Raw genomic sequence first — 22,506 nt, forward strand, 5'->3', positions numbered from 1 at the left:
TTTTGTAATTACTGCGATTGCTCAAAATAAAGCAAATTAAAATACGTGAATCCCAAACATCATTTACCCTCTTCATAACTTCTGATCATAATCCAAATTTGGAAGAATAGAGGCTTTTTTATATACAAATAATAAGCCTCAAGGAGTTGTTGACATGTATTTCATATTGAATATGTTAGGGATTTTCGTTGTCATATTAATCGTTTTCTTATGTTCGCCTAATAAAAAACATATAAAATGGAGACCAATTGTAATTCTCATCCTATTGGAGCTTTTTATTACATGGTTTATGTTAGGCACAAAGCTCGGCAGTATTATCATTAATAAAATTGCGTCATTTTTCAGTTGGCTACTAGCATGTGCGAATGAAGGTATTCGATTTGCATTTCCTTCAGCTATGGAAAGTCAGCACATTGATTTCTTCTTTAGTGCGTTACTTCCTATCATTTTTGTTATTACTTTTTTCGATATTCTATCTTATTTCGGAATCTTAACTTGGATTATTGATAAAGTAGGTGCAGTTATTTCAAAGATTTCTCGTTTACCAAAGTTAGAAAGTTTCTTTTCGATTCAAATGATGTTTTTAGGAAACACCGAAGCACTTGCGGTTGTTCGTGATCAATTATCTGTGTTAAAAGAAAATCGATTATTAACTTTTGGAATTATGAGTATGAGTAGCGTAAGCGGATCCATTCTTGGCGCTTATTTATCAATGGTGCCAGCAACATATATTTTCAGCGCCATTCCATTAAATTGTATTAACGCATTAATTTTAGCCAATGTATTAAATCCTGTGGAAGTTTCGAAAGAAGAAGACGTTGTTTACACACCTTCAAAACATGAAAAAAAGGATTTCTTTTCTACTATTTCAAACAGTATGTTAGTTGGGATGAATATGGTTATCGTTATTTTAGCTATGGTAATTGGTTATGTAGCTTTAACAGCATGTTTAAATGGGATTTTAGGATTTTTTGTAACGGGGTTAACAATTCAAAAAATCTTCTCCATTATCTTTAGTCCTTTTGCATTTTTACTCGGTTTATCAGGCAGTGATGCTATGTATGTAGCTGAATTAATGGGGATCAAAATAACGACGAATGAATTTGTTGCAATGATGGATTTAAAATCAAACTTAAAGTCGTTACAACCGCATACGGTTGCGGTTGCAACGACATTTCTAGCTTCTTTTGCTAACTTTAGTACAGTAGGTATGATTTACGGAACTTACAATTCATTATTTGGCGGAGAAAAATCATCAGTCATCGGTAAAAATGTTTGGAAGCTTCTTGTTAGCGGGATGGCTGTTTCTTTATTAAGTGCTATGCTCGTTGGGCTATTTGTATGGTAAATAATTTTTATAATAAAAGACACCCAAGCCTGAAGTGACCCCTGTCAAGTAGACAGTCTTTAAAAAGCACAATTAAGCAACCTGAGTTCTATATTTATATGGACTCAGGTTATTTAATTTCTTTTGAAATCTTTGATAATTATAAAAGTACATATATTTGCGCACGGCAACTTTCACCTCATCAGCCTTACGGAAAGAGTATAAATGGAAACACTCTGACTTGAAATGACTAAAGAAGTTTTCTATACAAGCATTGTCCCAACAATTTCCCTTTCGTGACATGCTTGCCTTCATTTGATATTTTTTTAGTAATTGGTTATATTGTCGAGATGTATATTGAAACCCTTGATCACTGTGTAAAAGAATTCCTTTTACATTTCGTTTTTTTCTTGCCTTTTTCAGGGTATCTAACACAAGCTTCAAGTCGTTTCTACGGCTGATTTCATAGGCGACAATTTCATGATTGTATAGATCTTTAATCGCGGATAAATATAGTCTCTGTCCATTGAAAATTAAGTAAGTAATGTCTGTTACCCATTTCTCATTCGGTTTGGAAGCTTGAAAATCTCTGTTTAGATGGTTATCTGAAATCACATAGGCTTCTTTCTTTCCGTAATAAGGACGTTTTCTCCTAATAACGGATCTGATACCTAATTCCTTCATAAGTCTCTGTACTCGTTTATGATTAATATGAAGATTATAGGTGATTTTCAACCAAACTTGTATTCTTCTGTAGCCATAAATTCCTTTCAGTTTTTTATAGCACGTTACAATCTTTTTCTTGATTTCAGCATCCTCCAATTGTTTTTCAGAAGGTGCTGAATACCGCTTTACCCATTTGTAATATCCACCTCTGGTTACACCAGCAATCTCGCATAACATGGTAACCGTGTGCCCTGTGTTTATCATCTCATGGATAACTTCAAATTTTTTCGTTTTGGATACAGCTTCCATTCCTCCTTTTACATCTTTAAGAGCTTTTTTAGCATTTCATTTTCCGCTTCTAATCGTTTTATCTTTGCTTCTGGATCTTCTGGCTTCGTTCTTGGTCTGCCTAAACCGGATCCTTTCGCTTTACCACGTTTTTCTTCTAGCCCTTTGATTCCTTCGGCTTCAAAGTGTTTCACCCAACGCCTTACGACCGAGTGATCAATTCCTAATTCCTTGGCAACAGTTTTATAGCCCATTCCTTCTTTTATATATAAATCTACTGCTTTCTTCTTGAATTCCATATCATAAGTTACTCGAATTTTACCCATAGAAAAATCCCCTCCATAGTAAACAGATTAATGTGCTTTCTTTTTTCTGTCTACTATAAGGGGATCATATCAGCCAATTGAGTGTCTTTTATTATTATTTTCGAATTTGCCCATTTCCACGAATCACATATTTTGTAGAAGTTAATGCTGGAAGCCCCATTGGTCCTCTTACGTGTAACTTTTGTGTACTGATACCAATTTCCGCTCCGAATCCAAATTCGGATCCATCTGTAAAACGAGTCGATGCATTATGATAAAGTGCCGCGGCATCTACAGAAGTAAAAAACTTGCTGACGTTTTCCTCGTTTTCAGTAATAATTGCTTCAGAATGCATAGATCCATACGTATTTATATGATGAATCGCTTCTTCAACAGTGGAAACCACTTTCACTGCTAGTGTGAGAGATAAAAACTCAGTTTCCCAGTCTTCTTCTGTCGCAAGTAAGATAGAAGGATCAATCTCCACTGCTTTATTATCACCACGTAGCTCCACTCCTCTTTCCTTCAAGGAAGAAAACAACTCGCTACCATAGTGCTCTGCCCACTTCTCATGAAGTACAATCGTTTCAATTGCATTACATACAGATGGACGCTGCGTTTTTGCGTTTATAATAATATCAAATGCCATTTGTTTATCCGCTGTTTCATCAATGAAAATATGACAATTCCCCGCACCTGTTTCAAGTACTGGAACAGACGCTTCCCTCACAACAGTATCGATTAATTGTTTGCCACCTCTTGGAATAAGAACGTCTAGATAATCATTCATTGTAAACAACTGCTTCGCGCTATCTCGCGTTGTATCTTCTATAAGCTGTACACTTTCTTGAGGTAAGCTTGTTTGTTTGAGCGCTCTGTGAATAACGGCAACGATGGCTTTATTAGAATGAATAGCAGAAGAACTACCACGTAATATGACTGCGTTTCCTGTCTTCAAACAAATTGTAGCAGCATCCACTGTTACATTCGGTCTTGCCTCGTAAATCATCCCAACAACACCAAGTGGTACGCGCATTTCCTGAATAGATAGTCCATTTGGCCTTTCCCATGCACTTACACATTCTCCTACAGGATCACGTAATTTAATTAGCTGCTTAATCCCTTCTGTCATATCAACAATACGCTGTTCATTCAGCATAAGGCGATCAAGGAGTGAATGAGAAAATCCTTTCTCCTTACCTTCTTCAATATCCCGTTTGTTTTCTTCTAAAATATAAGCTGTTTCTACTATCAGCTGATTAGCAATTGCAGCAAGTGCTTCATTTTTTTGATCTGTAGTTTTAAGCACAAGTTCTCTAGCAACCTCTTTTGCTTTTATCCCCTTTGCCAACACTTCATTCATTTTTATTTCCTCCTTTTTAAAGTGAAACCCAATGATCCCTATGGATGACTTCATAACTATGTCTCTCGCCTCTTACTTGAATATGTTGGCTTTGCATACCTTTTACATCTCTTAGTTCCTCTGCACTATATGTGCATTGTCCTTTTCCTATTACGCGTCCTTGTTGCGTTACAACCTCTACAACTTCACCCACTTGGAAAAATCCTGATACATTCGTAACACCAGCTGGAAGTAAACTCTTCCCATGCTGAATGATGGCAGTAGCTGCCCCAGCATCTACTTCGATTTGTCCACTAACAAGCGAATGCAAGGCAATCCATTGCTTGTTCATCTTCATTTCTTTTTGAGGAGCATTACCAACATACGTTCCATCACCCTTACCCTTCAAAACATCTACAAACTTTTCCTGTCCACGTCCTGTTCCGATAAATACACTCACACCAAGAGAGTGTGCTGTCTTTGCAGCATCGATTTTTGATTTCATACCGCCAGTCCCAAGTTTTGAGCCAGCATCTCCTGCAAGAGAAGAAATTTCTTCCGTAACTTCAGGAAGAAAATAATATTTTTTTGCATCCGCATTTTTCTGAGGATTTTTGTCATATAACCCGTTCACATCCGTAAAGATCATAAGCATATCCGCCGAAACAAGCCCGCTTACTAAAGCTGATAGCATATCATTATCACCGAACGTTAGCTCCTCTAAAGAGATGGAATCATTCTCATTAATAATTGGAAGAGCGGCACGGTTTAATAATTCTCCTAACGTAGCGTAAGCATTACTATATTGTTCTTTTCTAGAAAAATCACTTCTCGTCAGCAAAAGTTGCGCAGTAACGATGCCATATTTACGGAATTCCTCCGTGTACGCCTGCATTAACAAACTTTGTCCGACAGCTGCTGCAGCCTGTTTCCCTTTAATCGTTACAGGTCTGCTAGGATATCCTAGCGCTGAAAAACCTGCAGCGACGGCTCCAGATGTAATTAACACAACCTCGTGCCCATCTTCTTTCAACCGAGCCAATGCGGCAACGTGATCTGAAAGCTGTTCTGTAGAGATGCCTCCGTGACTATCTGCCAAGGAACTACTCCCAATCTTTACAACAACTCGTTGTTTTTTCACTTTTTTATCCCCCAAGTCTAAAATCAAAGTTTTTTATAAATTACACTTCATTCACTTTGTAACTATATCTATTCTCATCAATGCTGCACTGAAGTATTTAAGAGCAAAATAAAAATGACCGCCTCGCCCTTAATAAAATAAAAAGGACGAAACGGTCATTGTTCCGCGGTACCACCTTAATTGATATACATAGATATCCACTTGGTGCCTATAACGCAGGCGAACGCCTAAACTTTCATTTAAGACTCAGGGATAGGTTCGATATATTCTATACGAGGAATCTTTCAGCCGGTGAATTCCACTCTCTTTCGCAAGAAGACATATGTACTAATTCCCTTCAACGATTTTCAATCTAATTTTTTTATATTATGCGATATAGTTCGATTCGGTGTCAAGAGGTATTTTTAAAAATAAATAGAGCCACAAGTTATTTGTATGAAATTATCGCCCTACTGAATGAAAATACAAAATGATATAAGTTTAACTCATATTCATAAACATAAAACCTTACATTATAGTGTATATATTTACATAATGTCGAATATAATTAATTTTTATCTTTTAGTGTTGCAAAAAGGAATATATTCTCTTAGAATGTTTCTTTATATTGCACAGGGATGTTATTCTTATTCTAAGAAAATAATATCAAACCGATATAATTGATTATAAAAGGAGCAAGATTGAGTTATTATGGATAAACAAATTGGATTCATCGGTTGCGGAAATATGGGAATGGCTATGATTGGCGGAATGATAAACAAAAATATAGTGTCTTCAAATCAAATTATTTGTTCAGATTTAAACACTGCTAATTTAAAAAATGCTAGTGAAAAATATGGGCTAACTACAACTACCGACAACAATAAAGTAGCTAAAAATGCTGATATTTTAATTTTATCAATCAAACCAGACCTATACGCATCAATAATTAATGAAATAAAAGAAGTAATCAAAAACGATGCTATCATCGTTACGATCGCTGCTGGGAAAAGTATTGAAAGTACTGAAAATGCATTTAATAAAAAAGTAAAGGTTGTAAGAGTAATGCCTAATACTCCTGCTCTTGTTGGAGAAGGAATGTCTGCATTATGCCCTAATGAAATGGTGACAGAAAAAGATTTAGAAGATGTACTAAACATTTTCAATAGTTTTGGTCAAACAGAGATCGTAAGTGAAAAATTAATGGATGTTGTAACATCTGTAAGTGGTTCTTCACCAGCTTATGTATATATGATTATAGAAGCGATGGCAGATGCTGCTGTACTAGATGGTATGCCAAGAAATCAAGCATATAAATTCGCTGCTCAAGCTGTGTTAGGCTCTGCAAAAATGGTACTAGAAACAGGAATACATCCAGGTGAATTGAAAGATATGGTTTGTTCTCCTGGCGGAACGACAATAGAAGCTGTTGCAACATTAGAGGAAAAAGGATTACGAACAGCGATTATTTCAGCTATGCAGCGTTGTACGCAAAAGTCTGTTGAACTATCTGGTCAAACTAAAAAATAAAACTATAAAAGAGATTACGTTAGCTATGAATTCACATAATTTTAATTAAAAATTCACTACATGATAAACGGCCAAACTCATATAAAATTGAGCTTGGCCGTTCCACTTTTTAATTATATTAAAATAATTTCATTCGAATTTTCTTTAAAGGTTCTGTTTTATCCCTTACCTATTCCCTACTATGATTGTGTAATTTTATTAGAAACTAATAATTTTTCAATGCATTTCGGTAACATATCTAATAGTGTTTCAAATGCGTAGTTTACATCTAGACGTTCTGTCCATTGATGTGCATCTTTTCCTACCGGCCCCATATTTAATACTGGAACATCAAACTCTTCTAATTCCTGAAGCGGAATTGAATAACCTTTATCCCATAATGGCATATTGTCTACAAGCGAACTCATTGAATCTAGTGGATACTGCAAGCCTACATAGCTTAAATCTGAAATCCCCCCAAAATAATTTTGGTTTTCAAATGTAATCTTATGATTGTAGTGTGCATACTTTTCCATTTCTACAACTACCTCTTTTATTAAAGGATTGTTGCGTGAACTCACAGCTGGATAGTACGGCGGAGCGAAGAAAAGTACAATCATCGGTGCCTTTTCTTTACATAAAATCGCTAATTTATCTACTAAATCAATCGTTACCGCACGATCATCTTTATCTTCTCTATTTTTTATAATATTAGATTGAATATGATTTATTTTTTCTTGTCCATGTTGCTCAATTGCATATGTGATAAGCTCTTCATACGTTAATACATTTACTTTGAGATTAGGTGGTATAAATGGATTATATTTAGAAAAACGATATGCATGTTTTTCATACGACTCTTCTATTTTCTCTGCTACTTTCGTTACTTTTTGACGTAACAATGAAACTACATCTATCATTGATTTTTCTAATAAAAACAAATTAAATAATGTAACTGCACGATGCGGAATTTGTACAGAATAATCCTCCTTTAAGTCCCTTTGAAGTAAGTTAGTTGGCGGAGGACTCGCTTCCCCTTCTACAATATCACAAAGGTCTGTGTTTAACTCTAATTCTGCTGTTATTAATGAAGCCATATAACTCCCATTTAAGCCTGCAAAAGGTTCACCTACATGTGTCTCTTTTCCATAGCAAAGAAAACCAGGTAACACTTTACCAATAGAGCCAGTGTAAATATACTTATTTTGGTCACCAGGATGTCTTGAAAACATAGGCTCTGAGTTTAAGACCGTTTTATAATCTAAGTTATGCTCTCTAGCTAAATCTAACAGTCTCGGAACAGCGGCCCTCATCCCTACAGAATTCACTTCTTCATCTGGTACAGCCAATAAAAGAACATTCCCATCGAATCTTCCTTCACATGCTTGTTCAATCATTGCCATTTGTAATGCTAGACCGCATTTCATATCCATTGTTCCTCTACCAAACAGCCATTCCCCATGTTCTATATCTTCACGCACATGGTCTGGAAGTTCATCTTTATGAGAATAAAACATAGATGTTAACTTTTTAGGATTAAATGCATCTTCTTTCCACACTCCGTAATCTTGTACATCTACAACATCAAAGTGACTTACTAGAATTACAGTATTTTTTGTACTATCTTTTTTCTTTACTAGTGCTGTAACAAAATATCGTCCGTCCCCTGTCGGATTTTTTTGTAAATGATGCGGGTTTTCTTTGAAATACTGTAATTCAGATAATTGTTCCACAACAAAGCCTGGCAATATTACTTCAGCTTCTGAACCGGTAATACTAGGAATTTCAACAAGACTGCTTAATAATTGAATCAATTGTTCTTTTGATTGCCACTTTGACATATAAATCCCCCTATTTTTCCGCATTATGAAAACGAATTCCAGTATATGAATAAAAAATGACGACAGCTATCAAAATTATAGTTCTGATGTACTGCCGATTTTTATTGATATTTCATGAGCTGCTTGTTTTACCTTGCTAATAAGAAAAGATAGTCGATCATCATTAATACGATGACTAATTAACCCAACACTTAATGCTCCTACTACTTTATGATTAAATCCGATAATAGGTGCAGCTACTGAAGCTGTCCCTTCTGTTTTTTCACCATAACTGACAGCATATCCTTCATTTTTTATTTGCTTTATTTGATTAAGAAGAATTTGCTTTTGTTCTGGTAATGAAGAAAGTAAATGTTCTACAATATGTTCCATTTCATTCGTTTTCATATTGGCAAGCATCGTTTTATTTGCGGCACCAATTGAAAGTGGAATTTGTTCCCCTAGATTATCGATAACTCGAATTTTTAAAGGACTATCAATTCTTTCAATGATAATAGAATGTGTTCCGTTTGGAATATTTAAATAGACACTTTCTTCGACTTCAAAGGCCAACCGCTTCATCACTTCTCTTGCAACTGATCTGTAGTCTACCTTCTCCAATTGACGTAACCCTATTTCCATCCACATTGGTCCAATTTTGTACTGTTTTGTCTCTGGTATTTGTGTAACTAACCCATGCTCCATTAGAGAGTTAAGTAATCTATGTACTGTACTAACTGGGAGATGTGTTCCATCTGCTATATCAGAAATAGCCCAATACTCTTTTTCATTTGTAGAATTCAATAATTTAATAATACTTATCGCTCGATCAATGGACTGTACCATAACTCGCCTCAACTTTACTCGTAGTATGTTAGTACGTTTAATTAACTATCAATTTAGCAAACATTCGAAATGAAATCAATCTATTTATTCAATTTTCTAACAATAAAAATATATCACTAACAACGAATTGAAAACGCAAACAAAAAAATATTGACTTTTCTTTTTAATTATCTGAAAATTATAACAAGATTTCACATCACGGAATACATTCCATAATACGGAAAAACATCAAACTTTATTCTATCAACTACGAAAGTGAGGAAAACAATGGCGCAAGTAAACAATACAAACAATGAATTAAAACGTACGATGAAAAGTAGACACTTATTCATGATTGCACTCGGTGGTGTGATTGGAACGGGGTTATTTAACGGATCTGGCTTTATAATAAGTCAAGCTGGACCTGGTGGATCCGTACTTGCCTTTATGGCCGGTGGATTATTAATGTATTTCGTTATGCTATGTCTTGGTGAACTCGCTGTAGCCATGCCTGTTTCGGGTTCTTTCCAGGAATATGCCACTAAATTCATCAATCCTGCAACTGGCTTTACAATCGGATGGTTGTATTGGTTAAGCTGGGCGAATACGACCGGTCTTGAATTTACAACTGCCGGTATTACAATGCAGCGCTGGTTTCCTGATATTCCTGTTTGGGTTTGGTGTTTAATATTTGGCGTTACAATCTTTACTATTAACGCATTATCTGCTCGTAGTTATGCAGAAACAGAATTTTGGTTTTCAAGTATAAAAGTATCTGCCATTATAGCTTTTATAATTCTTGGTGGCGCCGCTATGTTCGGCTTTATTGATTTAAAAGGCGACGAACCAGCTCCACTCCTTTCAAATTTCGTAAATCATGGTGGTTTATTTCCGAATGGACTTGCAGCTATTCTATTAACAATGGTTACAGTCAATTATTCCTTCCAAGGTACAGAGCTTGTCGGAATCGCAGCAGGTGAAAGTGAAGATCCAGCAAAAACTTTACCTCGTTCTATTAGAAATATTATATGGCGCACAATGTTTTTCTTCGTCTTAGCAATCTTTGTTCTTGTTGCTTTAATTCCTTGGGAAGAAGCAGGACTCACAAAGAGCCCATTCGTTGCTGTTTTTGATAATATCGGTATTCCATATGCAGCTGATATTATGAACTTTGTTATTCTTACTGCTGTTCTTTCTGTTGCAAACTCAGGACTATACGCTGCTACTCGAATGCTTTGGTCTTTATCAAAAAACGAAATGGCTCCAGCATTTTTAAAGAAATTATCATCACGTGGGATTCCTCTCAACGCTTTAATCATGACAATAGCTATTTCTGCTTTTTCTCTTTTAACAAGCGTCGTAGCTGCTGAAACGGTTTACTTATGGTTAATTTCCATTTCTGGAGTCATAACAATCATTGTTTGGATGTCAATTTGTGTTTCTCAATTCTTTTTCCGCAAACACTATTTAGCTGAAGGTGGAAAATTAGAAGACTTGAAGTTCAGAACTCCACTCTATCCCCTTGTACCAATTCTTGGTTTTGGATTGTATGGCATTATATTAGTAAGTCTTATCTTTATCCCAGATCAAAGACTAGGCATTTATTGTACTGTACCATTTATCATCTTTTGCTATACCTACTATCACTTTAAAGTTAAGAAAAGAATTGCAACTAACACTCAAAGTGAAACTAAAATTAGCGAAACTTCGTAATATTGCACGATACAAAAAAGACAACACGTGGCGTTTCACTTCATGTGTGGTCTTTTTTTCATTATTTAAATATGAGTTCACCTGAATTTAATGGATTTTTCTCTTCTCCTACAAAAGTAGTAAAAATTTCATTTGAACTTGCTACCTCAGTTGGATTTATCGTATTTCAATTTCGATATAATAATAAATAGGTATATCAGATATAGCTGTACATTATTAGAATTACATTCATTACTCAACTGGTAGTTACCAAGAAAGAAAGGAATGATCATAATGATACAGAACATATACGAGACTCATTTACATGTAAGAAATTTAGAAAAAGCGATAAATTTCTATCAAAACAAGCTAGGATTAACGTTAGCAAGAAAACTCTCCAAAAGAAGAGTGGCTTTCTTTTGGGTCGGAGAAAATAAAAAACAAATGCTTGGACTATGGGAAGTAAATAATATCGAAGACTTTGAGCTGAAACATTTTGCTTTTGGTGTAAATTTAGAGTTTTTAATGACTTCTAAAGCGTGGTTAGAGGAGCGTGGAATAGAAGTGATAGGAAGTCAAGGAAAAGGAAATCAAGAGCCAATTGTCCAAAGGTGGATGCCCGCTGCAAGTGTATACTTTCTAGATTGTGATAGAAATAAATTAGAATTCATTTCTATGTTACATGACAATCCAGATGAATTAGAATATGCATCCTATTTAAGTGTATGGAATGCGGAACACCAAGAAAAATGAATGAAATTTCCGTTCAAGTCTTTTCTAATTTTTTAGATATACTGTTGTACGATCCCCCTTTTGCTATTAATTTTCGTCGGATTTATGAACAGTTATCGTAATAGAAAATTCATGATAACTCCACTTGTTAACATAATGCATTTATTGTCATCTTGCATTTGTACTTACGTACGAGCAATTCCTAATCTGCTTCAATTATAATTTGAATCATTTAATTTTTCTTCTTATCTGGCATCTACTTTTGAAACAAAAACTCCCCTTAAATCGAAAATGATTAAGGGGAATTTTATATACGATGCAATTATAGTTCAGATTTCACCCGAACAGAAACATTATTTTTAATTATATTTTTGACATCTTTAAAGCTAACAAAATTGTTACTTTTCTCATCCCAAAGACGGAAACGGAGTGAACGCAAGCTTGTAGCAAGCGTAATCGTTGGTACATTTTTTAAAGGAAGGGTATTGTTGTGTGCCTCTTCTAGTTTATAGTTAGGTACTCTTGGACTTAAATGGTGAACATGATGAAATCCAATATTACCCGTTAGAAATTGCAAAATTTTTGGAAGTTTATAAAAAGAACTTCCCTCCACTGCCGCTTTCACATATTCCCACTCTTTATCTTCTTCAAAATAAGAATCCTCGAATGTGTGCTGTACGTAAAACAGCCAAATCCCTATTGAACCTGCTATTAAAAATATAGAACCATGTACTAAAAGAAACGATTGCCATCCAATTGCCCAGCAAAGCATCCCTATAATAGCAACGATTAAAATATTCGTTAAATAAGTGTTCATACGTTCTTTTTTTCTAGCACCTTTTCGGTTAAATCTATTTTTAAGCAAGAAAACATAAATCGGGCCTAACCCAAACATAACGAATGGATTGCGATATAAACGATATGCTAAACGGAGTCTAAATGGTGCTGCTACATATTCATCTACTGTAAGCGTCCAAATATCCCCTGTACCCCTCTTATCCAAATTACCACTCGTAGCGTGGTGAATAGAATGCTCATGCCCCCACTGATCAAATGGGAATAATGTTAAAACACCCATACACGTTCCAACTATTCTATTTGCACGTCGACTTTTAAAGAATGAATAATGGGTACAATCATGAAAAATAATGAAAATCCTTGTCATAAATCCAGCGGCTAACAGTGCTGGAACTAATGTTAACCAATAAGAAACTGACAAACTTTTATAAGCAAGGTACCATAAAATAATAAATGGCACGATTGTGTTAATCAGTTGCCAAACACTTTTTTTAATCGTTGATTTTTCAAAAGGAGCAACTTGTTTTTTTAAATTTTTAGTATTTTCTAAGGTCATTGTTCTAATTCCTTTCCTTTTTGTTGCTAATTCATATTATAGCACACTATTAGTATCAGGTGTTAAAAGTAGCTATAATAAATATTTTATACTATGAAAATCTCTTTTTTCTTACTCATTACTTACAAATTTCTTACGTCCAAAATAGCTTCTATAATTGGACAGACGGAACATTTTATGTATCAAAGAAACTTCGTATTTTTCCAATAAGTACATAAAAAACAGCGAGTTTTTTCACAAGAAGAAAAAAGCTGCAATCAGTCAGTTTCACCGACTTATCGCAGCTTCTCTTCTTTTTACCTTATTTTATCGATGAAGCCAAACTGCACCTGCAGACTTGTCTTCAGCTTGGCCTACCACTTCAAACTTCAGTCCTAGCTTCGGTAACTTACGTCCTGCATCAGGAATAACGCTGTTGATGTATTGCTTAGAATCATCAAATTTTGCCACTCCTGGTAATCCTTTATAATCGAAGATACCGCGTGTTGGTGAATTTACTTTCCATGCTGGCGTTTGATCAAATGAGAATGCCGCATCGGCAATTTGATAACGTGTACTGCTCTTCACAGTAGGTTGTCCGTTTAATGTCCCTACAATTGCCTCTGGATGAGAATCTACTACTCCTAAGAACCCTTCACCTGGATGAACGCCTACCCAGTTATCTGTAAAGCTTTGATCCGCATACCATACAACCATTCCTGTATTAAACACTGGGCCACGTGCATGTTGTAACGCAGTGTCAGACCCAGCGTAATTTCTCCACTCTACATAGTAATTATGTTTTTTCTGTTCAAATCCATTAGACACAGTAAAGCCTTTTAGCGTCATTGCTGGCTGACCTTCTGCATCATCAGAGAAAACAACTTTTCCATCTACAGTTAAGGCTGCATTATCTAACGCAAATCCTTTATAAGCTACTGCAATATCTGTTAAGTACTCAAATTGCAGTTTTACTTTTTTTCCTTTGAATTGGCTTAAATCGTATGATTTATCAACCCACTTACCATCAGTTGTATCCGCGCCGCCTTTTATATCTTTTTCGCCCATTCTATCAATGCGTGTCTTCGTTCCATCTTCTGCAATCGCATATACGTCAAGGAAATCATACTTCGCTTCAAGTTCGTAAAATGCCTTATAATCGAACTTAGCATCCTTTGCATTTGTTAAGTCAAATACTGGTGTCTCAAGTGTTGTATGAATGTCATTTCCTTTTGTACTGTAATAGAACTTCTTACCAAACGCTGATTCGATATTTTTTATATCTTTGTCCGGCAAGTTAACACGAACAATTCCAGGTCGTTTAGATTTTGTAGTACTTTGATCTACATATGTTGCAACACCGATTCCTTTGCTAAGTTTGTCATAATCTACTTCAAGAATATTCGCCCAGTTCCCCTTCATATTCTTTTGGAAAAACTCTTTATTTTGTGGCGAGAAACTCGTTGGCTCTGTTCCTGCAATTTTTCCAGCCCAGCTACCACCACTCATAATAGACCATGACTCAACAGGTTCACCTTGTCCTGAGTACTTTGTATCATATTCATCTGGTAAGCCTAAATCATGGCCATACTCATGTGCAAACACACCAACTGCTCCGTCTTCAGGCTCGATTGTATAATCATATGCAGCCATCTTTCCGCCCCAGTTCGAAACAGAAGATTTCGTGCCATCAATTGCATATGGTTTTGAACCTAGTTTTGAACGATGTGACCAAATCGCATCATCTTTCAATTTACCGCCGCCAGCTTCTTGACCAACGCCAGCATGTACAACCATTAAATGATCAATAATGCCATCTGGCTCATTTTTATTTCCATCACCATCTTGATCGTATTGATCAAATTGGTCATAGTCTGCTAAATTGATTCCTTTTGCTACCGCTGCTTTTAATGCTTCTTTCACAAAATCTTTTGGTCCTAAAGGCCCCTTGTTATCATGCCCAGTACCCGCATCAGCACCATAATCTGATGCTTTTCCTGGAACAGTAAGCCATTCTGTTACAGTCCCATCAACTGTATAGCTACCACCAGATTGTTCTTCATAATATTGCTTAAATGTGTTAATTTTCGATCCATCAAATAAAGTAAATGGTTCATCACCAAATAACATTTTTTGATAATGTTCACGATTAAAGTCCTTAGAATACATGTATCCTGGCTCTTGATCAATATTGTTATGCTTAAAATCGCTAAATTCTACAAGTAAAACAAGTACTTTATCTTTTCGAACAGCTCCATTGTATTCTTCTTGCTTCGCTGATGTAGTAGGTACTTTTCCATTTAATTTCCCAGGGTTCAATACTGCACCTTGTCCAGCTACTGGGCCTACTTCAGGCTGCTGCGCCTGTTCATTTTCCCTCATTTTTGCATCTTTTACTTTTTTCATAAAGTCAGAGGCTTCTTGCGTAAGACTATCTCCTGTTAAGATTTCTTTCCCAGGATTTTCCCCTTTCTTTTTCTCAACATATTTTTCGACAGCCTTTGAAGTCTCAGCTTGTGATGCAGATTGATCAATTACCCCCCGTAGTTTTAGCGCTTCAGCCAAACGCTCCTCCGGTATTAAGTGCTCATCTATTGGTAGAGATGATGTTGGTGTCTCAGCATACGCTACGTGACCTCCAAAAGCAAACGTACTACTTAGTACCGCTGCTGTTGTTAATACCGCTAATGGTTTTAATTTCTTTTTCTTTTTCAATGTATTTCCTCCCCAGTGCCTGCAAATTATCGTTTTTTGCCGATAACAACATAATATTCGTTATAATACGAATATTCAATCTTTTTCAACAAATAAAATGTTGAGAAATATTTTTTTATGCAGGGTGAAATACATAAGATATAAAAACAAACAGACTCTCCTATAAATAACAGTGAACTTTTATATGTTCTTAGTTACAATCAAAATCCAGTAAATCTGGGATTCATACTTTTTTATAAAAATAAGAATTAAATATTTTCAATACTATTTAATCTATAGGTTACCATATTACTCACTATTCTCATTATCACAAGCTAATAGTGGTTCGTACATCATTATAGCGTGATTCTCTGTTACATATTGATCTTCTATTAACTGTTTCTGTTGATTATATACTTTACGTTGAATCACATTATGTCGTATATAACCGCCCCAGTATGCCGGTTGAATTGAGTGTTCTTTCTCATACACTTCATATTGATAAAGTTGCGGATAGACTGTTCTCCATTCACCAACTAAATGTTCATCTGTCATATAAAGGTGAAGTTGATACGGTTGGTCCGTTTCATTTTTAATTTGTAAATCCAAATAGTTATAGGAACAAGTCGCCCCACTCCCAAACGGTTGAGTTCGCCTAGAGTCAGGAAAGACATCAAAGCTATGACGATATCGTTCTGTTACTGTCAGTGGTGTATGTAAAGTCATCCAATATATTAAATTCGAAAGCTGACAAAGACCTCCTCCAATACCTGTTTGAAAAGATCCGTAATGTAATACCATACCTTCTACATACCCTTTTTTCCTCGTTGGCTTACCTATTAAACGCCAGTAAGAAAATGTTTCTCCCGGTCTAATGACGATACCATTTAGTTTTTTAACAGCAATTTTCAAATTAACAACCTTATTCTGTTGATACCACATATCTACATCTTTGAGCTTACGAAGTAATATCGTTCGGTGCTGAATTGCTGTACAAGGTAGCTTTTCTTGTTGGAACCTTTTTGCATATGTTTTTCCATCTGCCAACCACTGAATGTACCTCTTTGTAGAGTAATACCACTTCCCTAGCATAATGCGATACTTAGACCGCTGTTTAGGACGTAAGTGCACTATATTCATTTTATTCCCTCTCTCTTTCTTCAAGTAAATTCTAATATATTTCTAATCCAATAAACTACAGTTTTCTTAGCTGCATAATAATTTCCGCAAAAAAATAATAAATTTACTCTAGTGGAGATTTTATTTTGATGATTGCTTTATAATTATATAAAACTGAGCTTCAATACAATAAATTGAAATAAACATATTATAAATATAACGGATAACCTTAAATAAAAAATAATGAACATTAAAGAAATTCTAAAGTATTAATATATTTTTCGTAAATATTAATTGATAACACATTAGACTTTACTATATGTATAACTTCTTATTCTACAAAATGAAATTTTTTAATGTAAGAAAAAATATAATTTCCCTTTAACATTTATACAAGTCTCATATGGAAAACTTTACAAAACAATTCGAACACTTACATTTAGAATAAACACAAAAAATTGCCACCAGTTAGCTTAACTGGTTGGCAATTTTTTAACGAGAATGCTTTACAAATAGTTGAATTGCTTCTTCTGGTACATAGCACTTTCCATTACTCTCTACAATAATACTTCTTAATTCATACCCTTTACCATTGATACGAATTATATTTTTGTTACCAAATAATTGTGCTTCTACTTTATTATGTTTTACTACGAGTAACGGGTTTGCTCCTTCGATTTTGTCGGCTGTTACAGTTGCACCGATTTTCTTAAAGGCTTGTTCACTCTCTAAAAATATTTTATTCGTTACTTCTTCTAAGTTAAAGCCCATCGCTTTCGCCATCGTCTTCGCAATGTCTGTATTTTGGATTAAGCCTTCTGGTTTTTGAGGTCCATAAGAATGTAAGAATACATCCTCACCTGTATGTCCTCCTGTCGTAAAGCCGATATTTGCACGATTAGCCAACAATGTAGTAAGAATTCGTCCTACATCCATTTTCTTTTTTGCCACTTTTAATTTTTCTTTTTCATCATGAGTTAGATTATCCAAACCGTATAGTTTAGCTACATCTTCTACATTTGATAAATCAGATTTCAGTTTATTTATAGTTCCTTCAAGTGTCATTTTCGCCTTTTTCAATGGATCAATGTATGCAGAAACCGGTGTAGTATTGTATCCTTTTGTCGTATTCCTATTCCCTATAGAGATGCCGCTGTTACCATGATCAGTTAAAGCGATGAGCATCGTATCCCCATCTTTCTTCGCAAATTGTAACGCCTTTGCTACCGCTTCATCAAATGCCAATACATCACTAATCATCCCAATTGGATCATTAGCATGAGCTGCCCAATCAGGCTTACTACCTTCTACGAATAAAAAGAAGCCATCTTTATCTTTTGATAATGTTTGAATTGCTTTTTCTGTCATTTGAGAAAGTGTTGGTTGTTCTGGATTTGTTGCTATACGATCCATATCAAACGCAAGAGCATGATGTGAGAAAGAGCCCCAAATTTTATTAGATTTGGAGTTCAATAACGCATCTTTCGTTTCAACGAAATCGTATCCTTTGTCTTGAATCACCTTTACTAAATTTTCACCATCTTTTCGGATTCCATTACTTTTCATAGGTAACAGCGCCGCTTTTCCCCCGCCTAATACGACATCTATATTTTGATATACTTGCTGCTTCGCAATTACGTCAAAATGTTTGCGATTGACATGGTGAGCGGAGAATCCGGCCGGAGTAGCATGCTGAATTTCAGATGTAGCAACAATGCCAGTTGCACGACCAGTACATTTTGCGCCTTCTAATACGTTTGCGACCGGCCGTAACTTTTCTTCTTCTTTTATTGGCTGTAAGCTAGGCGAACTTACAATAGAAGGTAATACACCTACATATCCTGAATTCGATTTATTTCCAGTTGCTAAAGCTGTTGCTGCTGGCGCTGAGTCTGTAATAGCTGATTCCGCCGAAAACGTACGAACACCTCCTGTTACAATTTGATCTAACGTAAGCGGTGCCCCTTTATACCAGCGAGCCAATGTTGTCGCCGTTGAACTCGTTCCGTCCATAACCATCATAATTATATTTTTAGGCTGGTGTTCTACTTTTTTCACCTTAGCTTTGGCCGCATGATAATTCATCATACTTTCCATACTTAATACGCTTACTATTATAGCTCCCACCAATAGTAACTTTTTCATCTTCACACCATAATTCAACATGATTGTTCCTCCATAAACTTTGCATTCATTTCAATACACCTTATTTCCTTTTCCATACCAAAACCTACATATGTTTTATTAGTTCCCAATTCTCATAAAGCTAACAATAGTTACTTTCTCTTTCTTTAATTAAATATCGATATGTATCATTTATCTTATAAAAAAGATTTAACATCCTTTTCATTAATTACTTGTTTAACAATAAATCCTCGATTAAAAGAAATAAAGATTTATTGTTAAACAATAAATTTCATGTTAAATTAATAAGATATTAAATAAATGAGGTGCTTTTTATGAAACAAGGATCCACACTCTTTTTAAAGACCGTTGTAATTCTGATCGGAATCCCCGTTCTTGCTATGTGCATTTTTTTAGTCCCTAAAATAGGAAATTTTGCCGCAGAATTATATCCAGATATTGCATATATTAAATATCTTGTATTTATCAATTTATACGCAACAGCAATACCTTATTACTTCGCACTGTACCAAACATTTAAGCTTTTAAACTATATTGATAAAAATAACGCATTCTCAGAGCTATCTGTTCAAGCTTTAAAAAATATTAAGTACAGCGCATTGGCAATTAGTGTATTATATGTATTAGGTATGCCACTTTTCTATCTCGTGGCAGAGAGAGATGACGCCCCTGGCATTATTATTATCGGAATGATTATGATTTTTGCTTCAATGGTAATCGCGGTCTTTGCTGCCGTTCTCCAAAGACTATTAAAAGATGCTATAGATATAAAATCAGAAAATGATTTAACGGTCTGAGGTGAATAATATGGCAATTATTATTAATATTGATGTAATGTTAGCAAAAAGAAAAATGAGTGTAACAGAACTTTCGGAGAAGATTGGAATTACAATGGCTAACCTTTCTATCTTGAAAAATGGAAAAGCAAAAGCAGTCCGTTTTTCAACTTTAGAAGCAATATGTAAAGCATTAGAATGCCAACCGGGGGATATTTTAGAATATCAACCTGAAGATACCGAGTAAAAAGAGTCCTTCATATGAGTAATGGGTTCAGTGTAGGAAGAGAAAAATGCTAATAACCATTAGGAATAACAAACTAAAACGCTCAGAAGATATTCTGAGCGTTTTTATTTCCTTCTTCAACTAAAGCACCAGTTAGTGTAAAAAGCTATTTCACCATTTGTATGGCTAACTTATCTTTTAACATTGACCTATATGAGTCAATTTCATATTTTGTATTATTGATTTTTTCTTTTTTCATTTTTAACATATCGAATATTTCTAATTCTAAATTCCTTCTAGCTTCAAGAACTTTTATCGCTCCTTCTACACCTGAATGGTTATGTTCTTTCCCATAGCCTTGGTTAGTGTAATAGTCAATAATTCCTGTGGACCATTCTGGAGTTCTTTCTTTTAACGCCTTCCTAAATGAAAATTCAAGATTATCTTGTTCTACATACAATAACATTGGATTTAAATTCTCTATGATTTTTGCAACTTTCATTACATAATTTATTATTTTTTCTTTTTGTTCACCATATTTAATCATCCCAATAGTTAATGGATTTTGTATGAAACAACATTCAAAGATATAAACCTTATTGTCTTCTAGAGCGGTTTCAGCAAAGTCATTCCATTTGTCAGCAATTAATTCAACATTTTTATCGAATGGTAATTCGTATATATCATTTTTTAAAATAATGTTAAATAATTCGTCCGAAAACTGGTCACCAAACTCATTTTTTATCTTTCTGTATGGTAATAAATAATTGCTTCCTTTTTTTAGAACTTTCTTAAGGAGCACTTCTTTAAAATCCCCACTGTTAGATAATAATCTATCGAACTCAAATTTATTAAAACAAGATACACCATCATAGTCGGCTGGGTGGTTCAAATTTCCTTCTAAAAATAGTTCAACCTCAATTTTATTTTGGCTTAGAATTTCATTTATTAGCTTTGCAGTGGTTGATTTTCCAAATCCAGGTAACCCTTCTACTATTATTAGTTTTGTATTCATAGTTATAAATGCCTTCCTTCAAAGTATTTAACTAAGATTAAAAAAATCACTTACTCCACTGCAATCACCCCTTCAAAATATGATATTTACCATTTCCTTTGAAAAAACCTTCTTAAAGTAACCTGACTGTTAGTTTAAGAACATTTTTTCATAATCTCTACAACTATTTTAACATAAATTTTCCATTTATCTTTTTATTTAGAACACTATTTAACTATATAAAAGTGCTTAAACACTATAATAACAATAAAAAAAAGGTGCTAAATCATATGTGATTTACATCCCTAATTTGTGTGTTATTTTATATTTTCTCTCCCGTAACTGAACCCGATATCATACGAGAAGGACTCTTTTTATTACACATTACGGCGCAAAACTAATTTGACCAGTAAACAATAGGATAATTGCTATGATCCAAAATATAAAAAATGATGAGGACAGTATTAATGAAAGAATAGCAATTCCCTTCTTCTCTGTTCTTTTCGTCATTGTGATTATTGAAAGCATGATACCTACACCTGTCAGGGCAATTGTAATATAATCTCCAACTATATTACCTGCATTGGCTATCCTTGTTGGCGTTATAAAAACGAATAGAAAACACAAAATGCCGATGAGTAAAGATACATAACTTATTATACTATACTTCTTTTTAGGAACTATTTCAGTTTTCATACTAACCCCACCCCTTCTATATAGCTATGAGTTCATATTAACATGAATAACCATAATTTGGTTAAAACAAACTGGCCACTTCCTTATTAAAGATGGACGATTATCCTTTAACCTCTAGTAATTATTATATACAGAAAATAAAGTGAAACTTTAATCAGTGGAGGTTTTGTTCACCCTCCACTGATTATTAGTTGAAGCAATCAGGCTGCCCGTTATTGCGGAATAAAATGAAAGAGTTCTAAAAAATAAAGACTGTACCTTTAAAATGAAAGATTCAGTCTTTATTAATAACTTTTTTTATAAAGAAAACTCTCTATCACTCACTATCTTAAAAAACTCCGAGTAATGTGATAAAGAATAATCCGCTACATCACAATCACCTTGAAACATACATGTTGAAATACCTAATTCTTTTGCAGGTAATAAATCTAATTCTCTATCTCCAATAGCTAAATCAATATTATGTTTTTTATGTAAATGATTATAAGCTAAAGAGTTGGGCTTTCGGGGAAAGCCATCGTCAATTGTAACCATATCTACAAAGTATTTTTCCCAGCCGTAATATTTTAAAATGTTCATAACCCCTGCCCTATGTTTATGGGTCATAATCACATTTTTATCTGCAAATTTCAAAACCTCTTCGACACCTGCAAAAGGTTTCATATCTTTTGGCGTGAATTTCTCCTTCAAAACTTTAATTTTTTCTTCCTGCTCGCATGAAATATTATAATACTGAATTGCATGAGAGTATTATATTTTTAAGTTTTTGTATATTTCTTGTTTTTCTACTGAGTCACCTAATATTTCAGAAAGCATCATTGTATATGCAGGATACGTATCAAATAACGTCCCATCAAAATCCCATAAAATATTCATTCTATTCACCTTCTATTTTCA

At 34.5% G+C, this 22,506-nt stretch carries 18 protein-coding genes, 1 pseudogene and 1 other annotated feature; of the genes and pseudogenes, 6 read left to right on the plus strand and 13 right to left on the minus strand.

Going from position 1 to position 22,506, the window contains the following annotated elements:
• Positions 1–154 precede the first annotated feature (154 nt).
• On the plus strand, positions 155–1,348 hold the full coding sequence (locus tag MHB52_RS15145) for a NupC/NupG family nucleoside CNT transporter (RefSeq protein ID WP_000273603.1): 1,194 nt from the start codon (positions 155–157) through the stop codon (positions 1,346–1,348).
• 72 nt (positions 1,349–1,420) lie between these two features.
• Here MHB52_RS15145 and MHB52_RS15150 read toward each other — a convergent pair whose 3' ends face one another.
• The 4 genes from MHB52_RS15150 to proB form a co-directional block, all read right to left on the minus strand.
• Positions 1,421–2,302, minus strand: a complete 882-nt coding sequence (locus MHB52_RS15150) for an IS3 family transposase (RefSeq protein ID WP_061663695.1) — start codon at positions 2,300–2,302, stop codon at positions 1,421–1,423.
• An 8-nt stretch (positions 2,303–2,310) separates the two neighbouring features.
• Positions 2,311–2,607, minus strand: a complete 297-nt coding sequence (locus tag MHB52_RS15155; RefSeq protein WP_046955285.1) for a transposase — start codon at positions 2,605–2,607, stop codon at positions 2,311–2,313.
• Positions 2,608–2,701: 94 nt separating this feature from the next.
• Positions 2,702–3,949, minus strand: a complete 1,248-nt coding sequence (locus MHB52_RS15160) for a glutamate-5-semialdehyde dehydrogenase (protein WP_061664933.1) — start codon at positions 3,947–3,949, stop codon at positions 2,702–2,704.
• Positions 3,950–3,965: 16 nt separating this feature from the next.
• Positions 3,966–5,069 (minus strand): glutamate 5-kinase, encoded by a 1,104-nt coding sequence (gene proB, locus MHB52_RS15165; RefSeq protein ID WP_016118119.1) that lies wholly within the window; start codon positions 5,067–5,069, stop codon positions 3,966–3,968.
• Between the two features lie 139 nt (positions 5,070–5,208).
• Positions 5,209–5,419: a binding site (T-box leader), on the minus strand.
• A gap of 340 nt (positions 5,420–5,759) precedes the next feature.
• On the opposite strand from proB, the gene proC reads away from it, so the two are divergent.
• Positions 5,760–6,578: a pyrroline-5-carboxylate reductase gene (gene proC, locus MHB52_RS15170; protein WP_000360727.1), complete on the plus strand. Its 819-nt coding sequence runs from the start codon at positions 5,760–5,762 to the stop codon at positions 6,576–6,578.
• A 179-nt stretch (positions 6,579–6,757) separates the two neighbouring features.
• On the opposite strand, the gene MHB52_RS15175 is transcribed toward proC, so the two are convergent.
• Positions 6,758–8,422 carry a M20/M25/M40 family metallo-hydrolase gene (locus MHB52_RS15175; protein WP_136986281.1) on the minus strand — a complete coding sequence of 555 codons (1,665 nt, stop codon included), beginning with the start codon at positions 8,420–8,422 and terminating at the stop codon, positions 6,758–6,760.
• Positions 8,423–8,473: 51 nt separating this feature from the next.
• Positions 8,474–9,223 carry an IclR family transcriptional regulator gene (locus MHB52_RS15180; protein ID WP_000250746.1) on the minus strand — a complete coding sequence of 250 codons (750 nt, stop codon included), beginning with the start codon at positions 9,221–9,223 and terminating at the stop codon, positions 8,474–8,476.
• A 267-nt stretch (positions 9,224–9,490) separates the two neighbouring features.
• Here MHB52_RS15180 and MHB52_RS15185 point away from each other — a divergent pair, with 267 nt between their 5' ends.
• Together MHB52_RS15185 and MHB52_RS15190 are read left to right on the plus strand one after the other, a co-directional pair.
• Entirely contained in the window at positions 9,491–10,915 is a 1,425-nt protein-coding gene (locus MHB52_RS15185; protein ID WP_000079968.1) for an amino acid permease, read from the plus strand.
• Positions 10,916–11,188: 273 nt separating this feature from the next.
• Positions 11,189–11,647, plus strand: a complete 459-nt coding sequence (locus MHB52_RS15190) for a VOC family protein (RefSeq protein ID WP_000615638.1) — start codon at positions 11,189–11,191, stop codon at positions 11,645–11,647.
• Between the two features lie 301 nt (positions 11,648–11,948).
• Here the strand turns inward: MHB52_RS15190 and MHB52_RS15195 are convergent, their stop codons facing one another.
• The 4 genes from MHB52_RS15195 to MHB52_RS15210 all read right to left on the minus strand — a co-directional run bounded on the left by MHB52_RS15195 (position 11,949) and on the right by MHB52_RS15210 (position 18,938).
• Positions 11,949–12,980: a fatty acid desaturase gene (locus tag MHB52_RS15195; protein WP_000171497.1), complete on the minus strand. Its 1,032-nt coding sequence runs from the start codon at positions 12,978–12,980 to the stop codon at positions 11,949–11,951.
• 306 nt (positions 12,981–13,286) lie between these two features.
• Positions 13,287–15,674 (minus strand): immune inhibitor A domain-containing protein, encoded by a 2,388-nt coding sequence (locus tag MHB52_RS15200; RefSeq protein ID WP_061664934.1) that lies wholly within the window; start codon positions 15,672–15,674, stop codon positions 13,287–13,289.
• A gap of 288 nt (positions 15,675–15,962) precedes the next feature.
• Positions 15,963–16,793 carry a VanW family protein gene (locus MHB52_RS15205; RefSeq protein ID WP_061664935.1) on the minus strand — a complete coding sequence of 277 codons (831 nt, stop codon included), beginning with the start codon at positions 16,791–16,793 and terminating at the stop codon, positions 15,963–15,965.
• A gap of 471 nt (positions 16,794–17,264) precedes the next feature.
• Positions 17,265–18,938 (minus strand): alkaline phosphatase, encoded by a 1,674-nt coding sequence (locus MHB52_RS15210; RefSeq protein ID WP_000935920.1) that lies wholly within the window; start codon positions 18,936–18,938, stop codon positions 17,265–17,267.
• A gap of 293 nt (positions 18,939–19,231) precedes the next feature.
• Between MHB52_RS15210 and MHB52_RS15215 the strand changes: the two genes are divergently transcribed.
• Entirely contained in the window at positions 19,232–19,714 is a 483-nt protein-coding gene (locus MHB52_RS15215) for a DUF2975 domain-containing protein (protein ID WP_000809118.1), read from the plus strand.
• A gap of 10 nt (positions 19,715–19,724) precedes the next feature.
• A complete protein-coding gene (locus tag MHB52_RS15220; RefSeq protein ID WP_061663390.1) occupies positions 19,725–19,940 on the plus strand; it encodes a helix-turn-helix domain-containing protein in 216 nt (71 codons plus the stop codon).
• A gap of 145 nt (positions 19,941–20,085) precedes the next feature.
• Here MHB52_RS15220 and MHB52_RS15225 read toward each other — a convergent pair whose 3' ends face one another.
• From MHB52_RS15225 to MHB52_RS15235, 3 genes and pseudogenes are all read right to left on the minus strand, one after another.
• On the minus strand, positions 20,086–20,934 hold the full coding sequence (locus tag MHB52_RS15225; protein WP_061663391.1) for a hypothetical protein: 849 nt from the start codon (positions 20,932–20,934) through the stop codon (positions 20,086–20,088).
• Positions 20,935–21,297: 363 nt separating this feature from the next.
• A complete protein-coding gene (locus MHB52_RS15230) occupies positions 21,298–21,609 on the minus strand; it encodes a hypothetical protein (RefSeq protein WP_000845560.1) in 312 nt (103 codons plus the stop codon).
• Between the two features lie 297 nt (positions 21,610–21,906).
• Positions 21,907–22,485, minus strand: a pseudogene (locus tag MHB52_RS15235) (HAD-IA family hydrolase).
• Between the last annotated feature and the right edge of the window lie 21 nt (positions 22,486–22,506).

The organism is Bacillus sp. FSL K6-0073, assembly GCF_038006085.1.
Lineage (GTDB): Bacteria > Bacillota > Bacilli > Bacillales > Bacillaceae_G > Bacillus_A > Bacillus_A cereus.

What these genes read in the sequence shown, in the direction of transcription:
- MHB52_RS15145 (WP_000273603.1), top strand. Translation starts at nt 155, where the DNA reads ATGTATTTCATATTGAATATGTTAGGGATTTTCGTTGTCATATTAATC.
- MHB52_RS15150 (WP_061663695.1), bottom strand. Translation starts at nt 2,302, where the DNA reads ATGGAAGCTGTATCCAAAACGAAAAAATTTGAAGTTATCCATGAGATG.
- MHB52_RS15155 (WP_046955285.1), bottom strand. Translation starts at nt 2,607, where the DNA reads ATGGGTAAAATTCGAGTAACTTATGATATGGAATTCAAGAAGAAAGCA.
- MHB52_RS15160 (WP_061664933.1), bottom strand. Translation starts at nt 3,949, where the DNA reads ATGAATGAAGTGTTGGCAAAGGGGATAAAAGCAAAAGAGGTTGCTAGA.
- proC (WP_000360727.1), top strand. Translation starts at nt 5,760, where the DNA reads ATGGATAAACAAATTGGATTCATCGGTTGCGGAAATATGGGAATGGCT.
- MHB52_RS15175 (WP_136986281.1), bottom strand. Translation starts at nt 8,422, where the DNA reads ATGCGGAAAAATAGGGGGATTTATATGTCAAAGTGGCAATCAAAAGAA.
- MHB52_RS15180 (WP_000250746.1), bottom strand. Translation starts at nt 9,223, where the DNA reads ATGGTACAGTCCATTGATCGAGCGATAAGTATTATTAAATTATTGAAT.
- MHB52_RS15185 (WP_000079968.1), top strand. Translation starts at nt 9,491, where the DNA reads ATGGCGCAAGTAAACAATACAAACAATGAATTAAAACGTACGATGAAA.
- MHB52_RS15190 (WP_000615638.1), top strand. Translation starts at nt 11,189, where the DNA reads ATGATACAGAACATATACGAGACTCATTTACATGTAAGAAATTTAGAA.
- MHB52_RS15195 (WP_000171497.1), bottom strand. Translation starts at nt 12,980, where the DNA reads ATGACCTTAGAAAATACTAAAAATTTAAAAAAACAAGTTGCTCCTTTT.
- MHB52_RS15205 (WP_061664935.1), bottom strand. Translation starts at nt 16,793, where the DNA reads ATGAATATAGTGCACTTACGTCCTAAACAGCGGTCTAAGTATCGCATT.
- MHB52_RS15210 (WP_000935920.1), bottom strand. Translation starts at nt 18,938, where the DNA reads ATGTTGAATTATGGTGTGAAGATGAAAAAGTTACTATTGGTGGGAGCT.
- MHB52_RS15215 (WP_000809118.1), top strand. Translation starts at nt 19,232, where the DNA reads ATGAAACAAGGATCCACACTCTTTTTAAAGACCGTTGTAATTCTGATC.
- MHB52_RS15220 (WP_061663390.1), top strand. Translation starts at nt 19,725, where the DNA reads ATGGCAATTATTATTAATATTGATGTAATGTTAGCAAAAAGAAAAATG.
- MHB52_RS15225 (WP_061663391.1), bottom strand. Translation starts at nt 20,934, where the DNA reads ATGAATACAAAACTAATAATAGTAGAAGGGTTACCTGGATTTGGAAAA.
- MHB52_RS15230 (WP_000845560.1), bottom strand. Translation starts at nt 21,609, where the DNA reads ATGAAAACTGAAATAGTTCCTAAAAAGAAGTATAGTATAATAAGTTAT.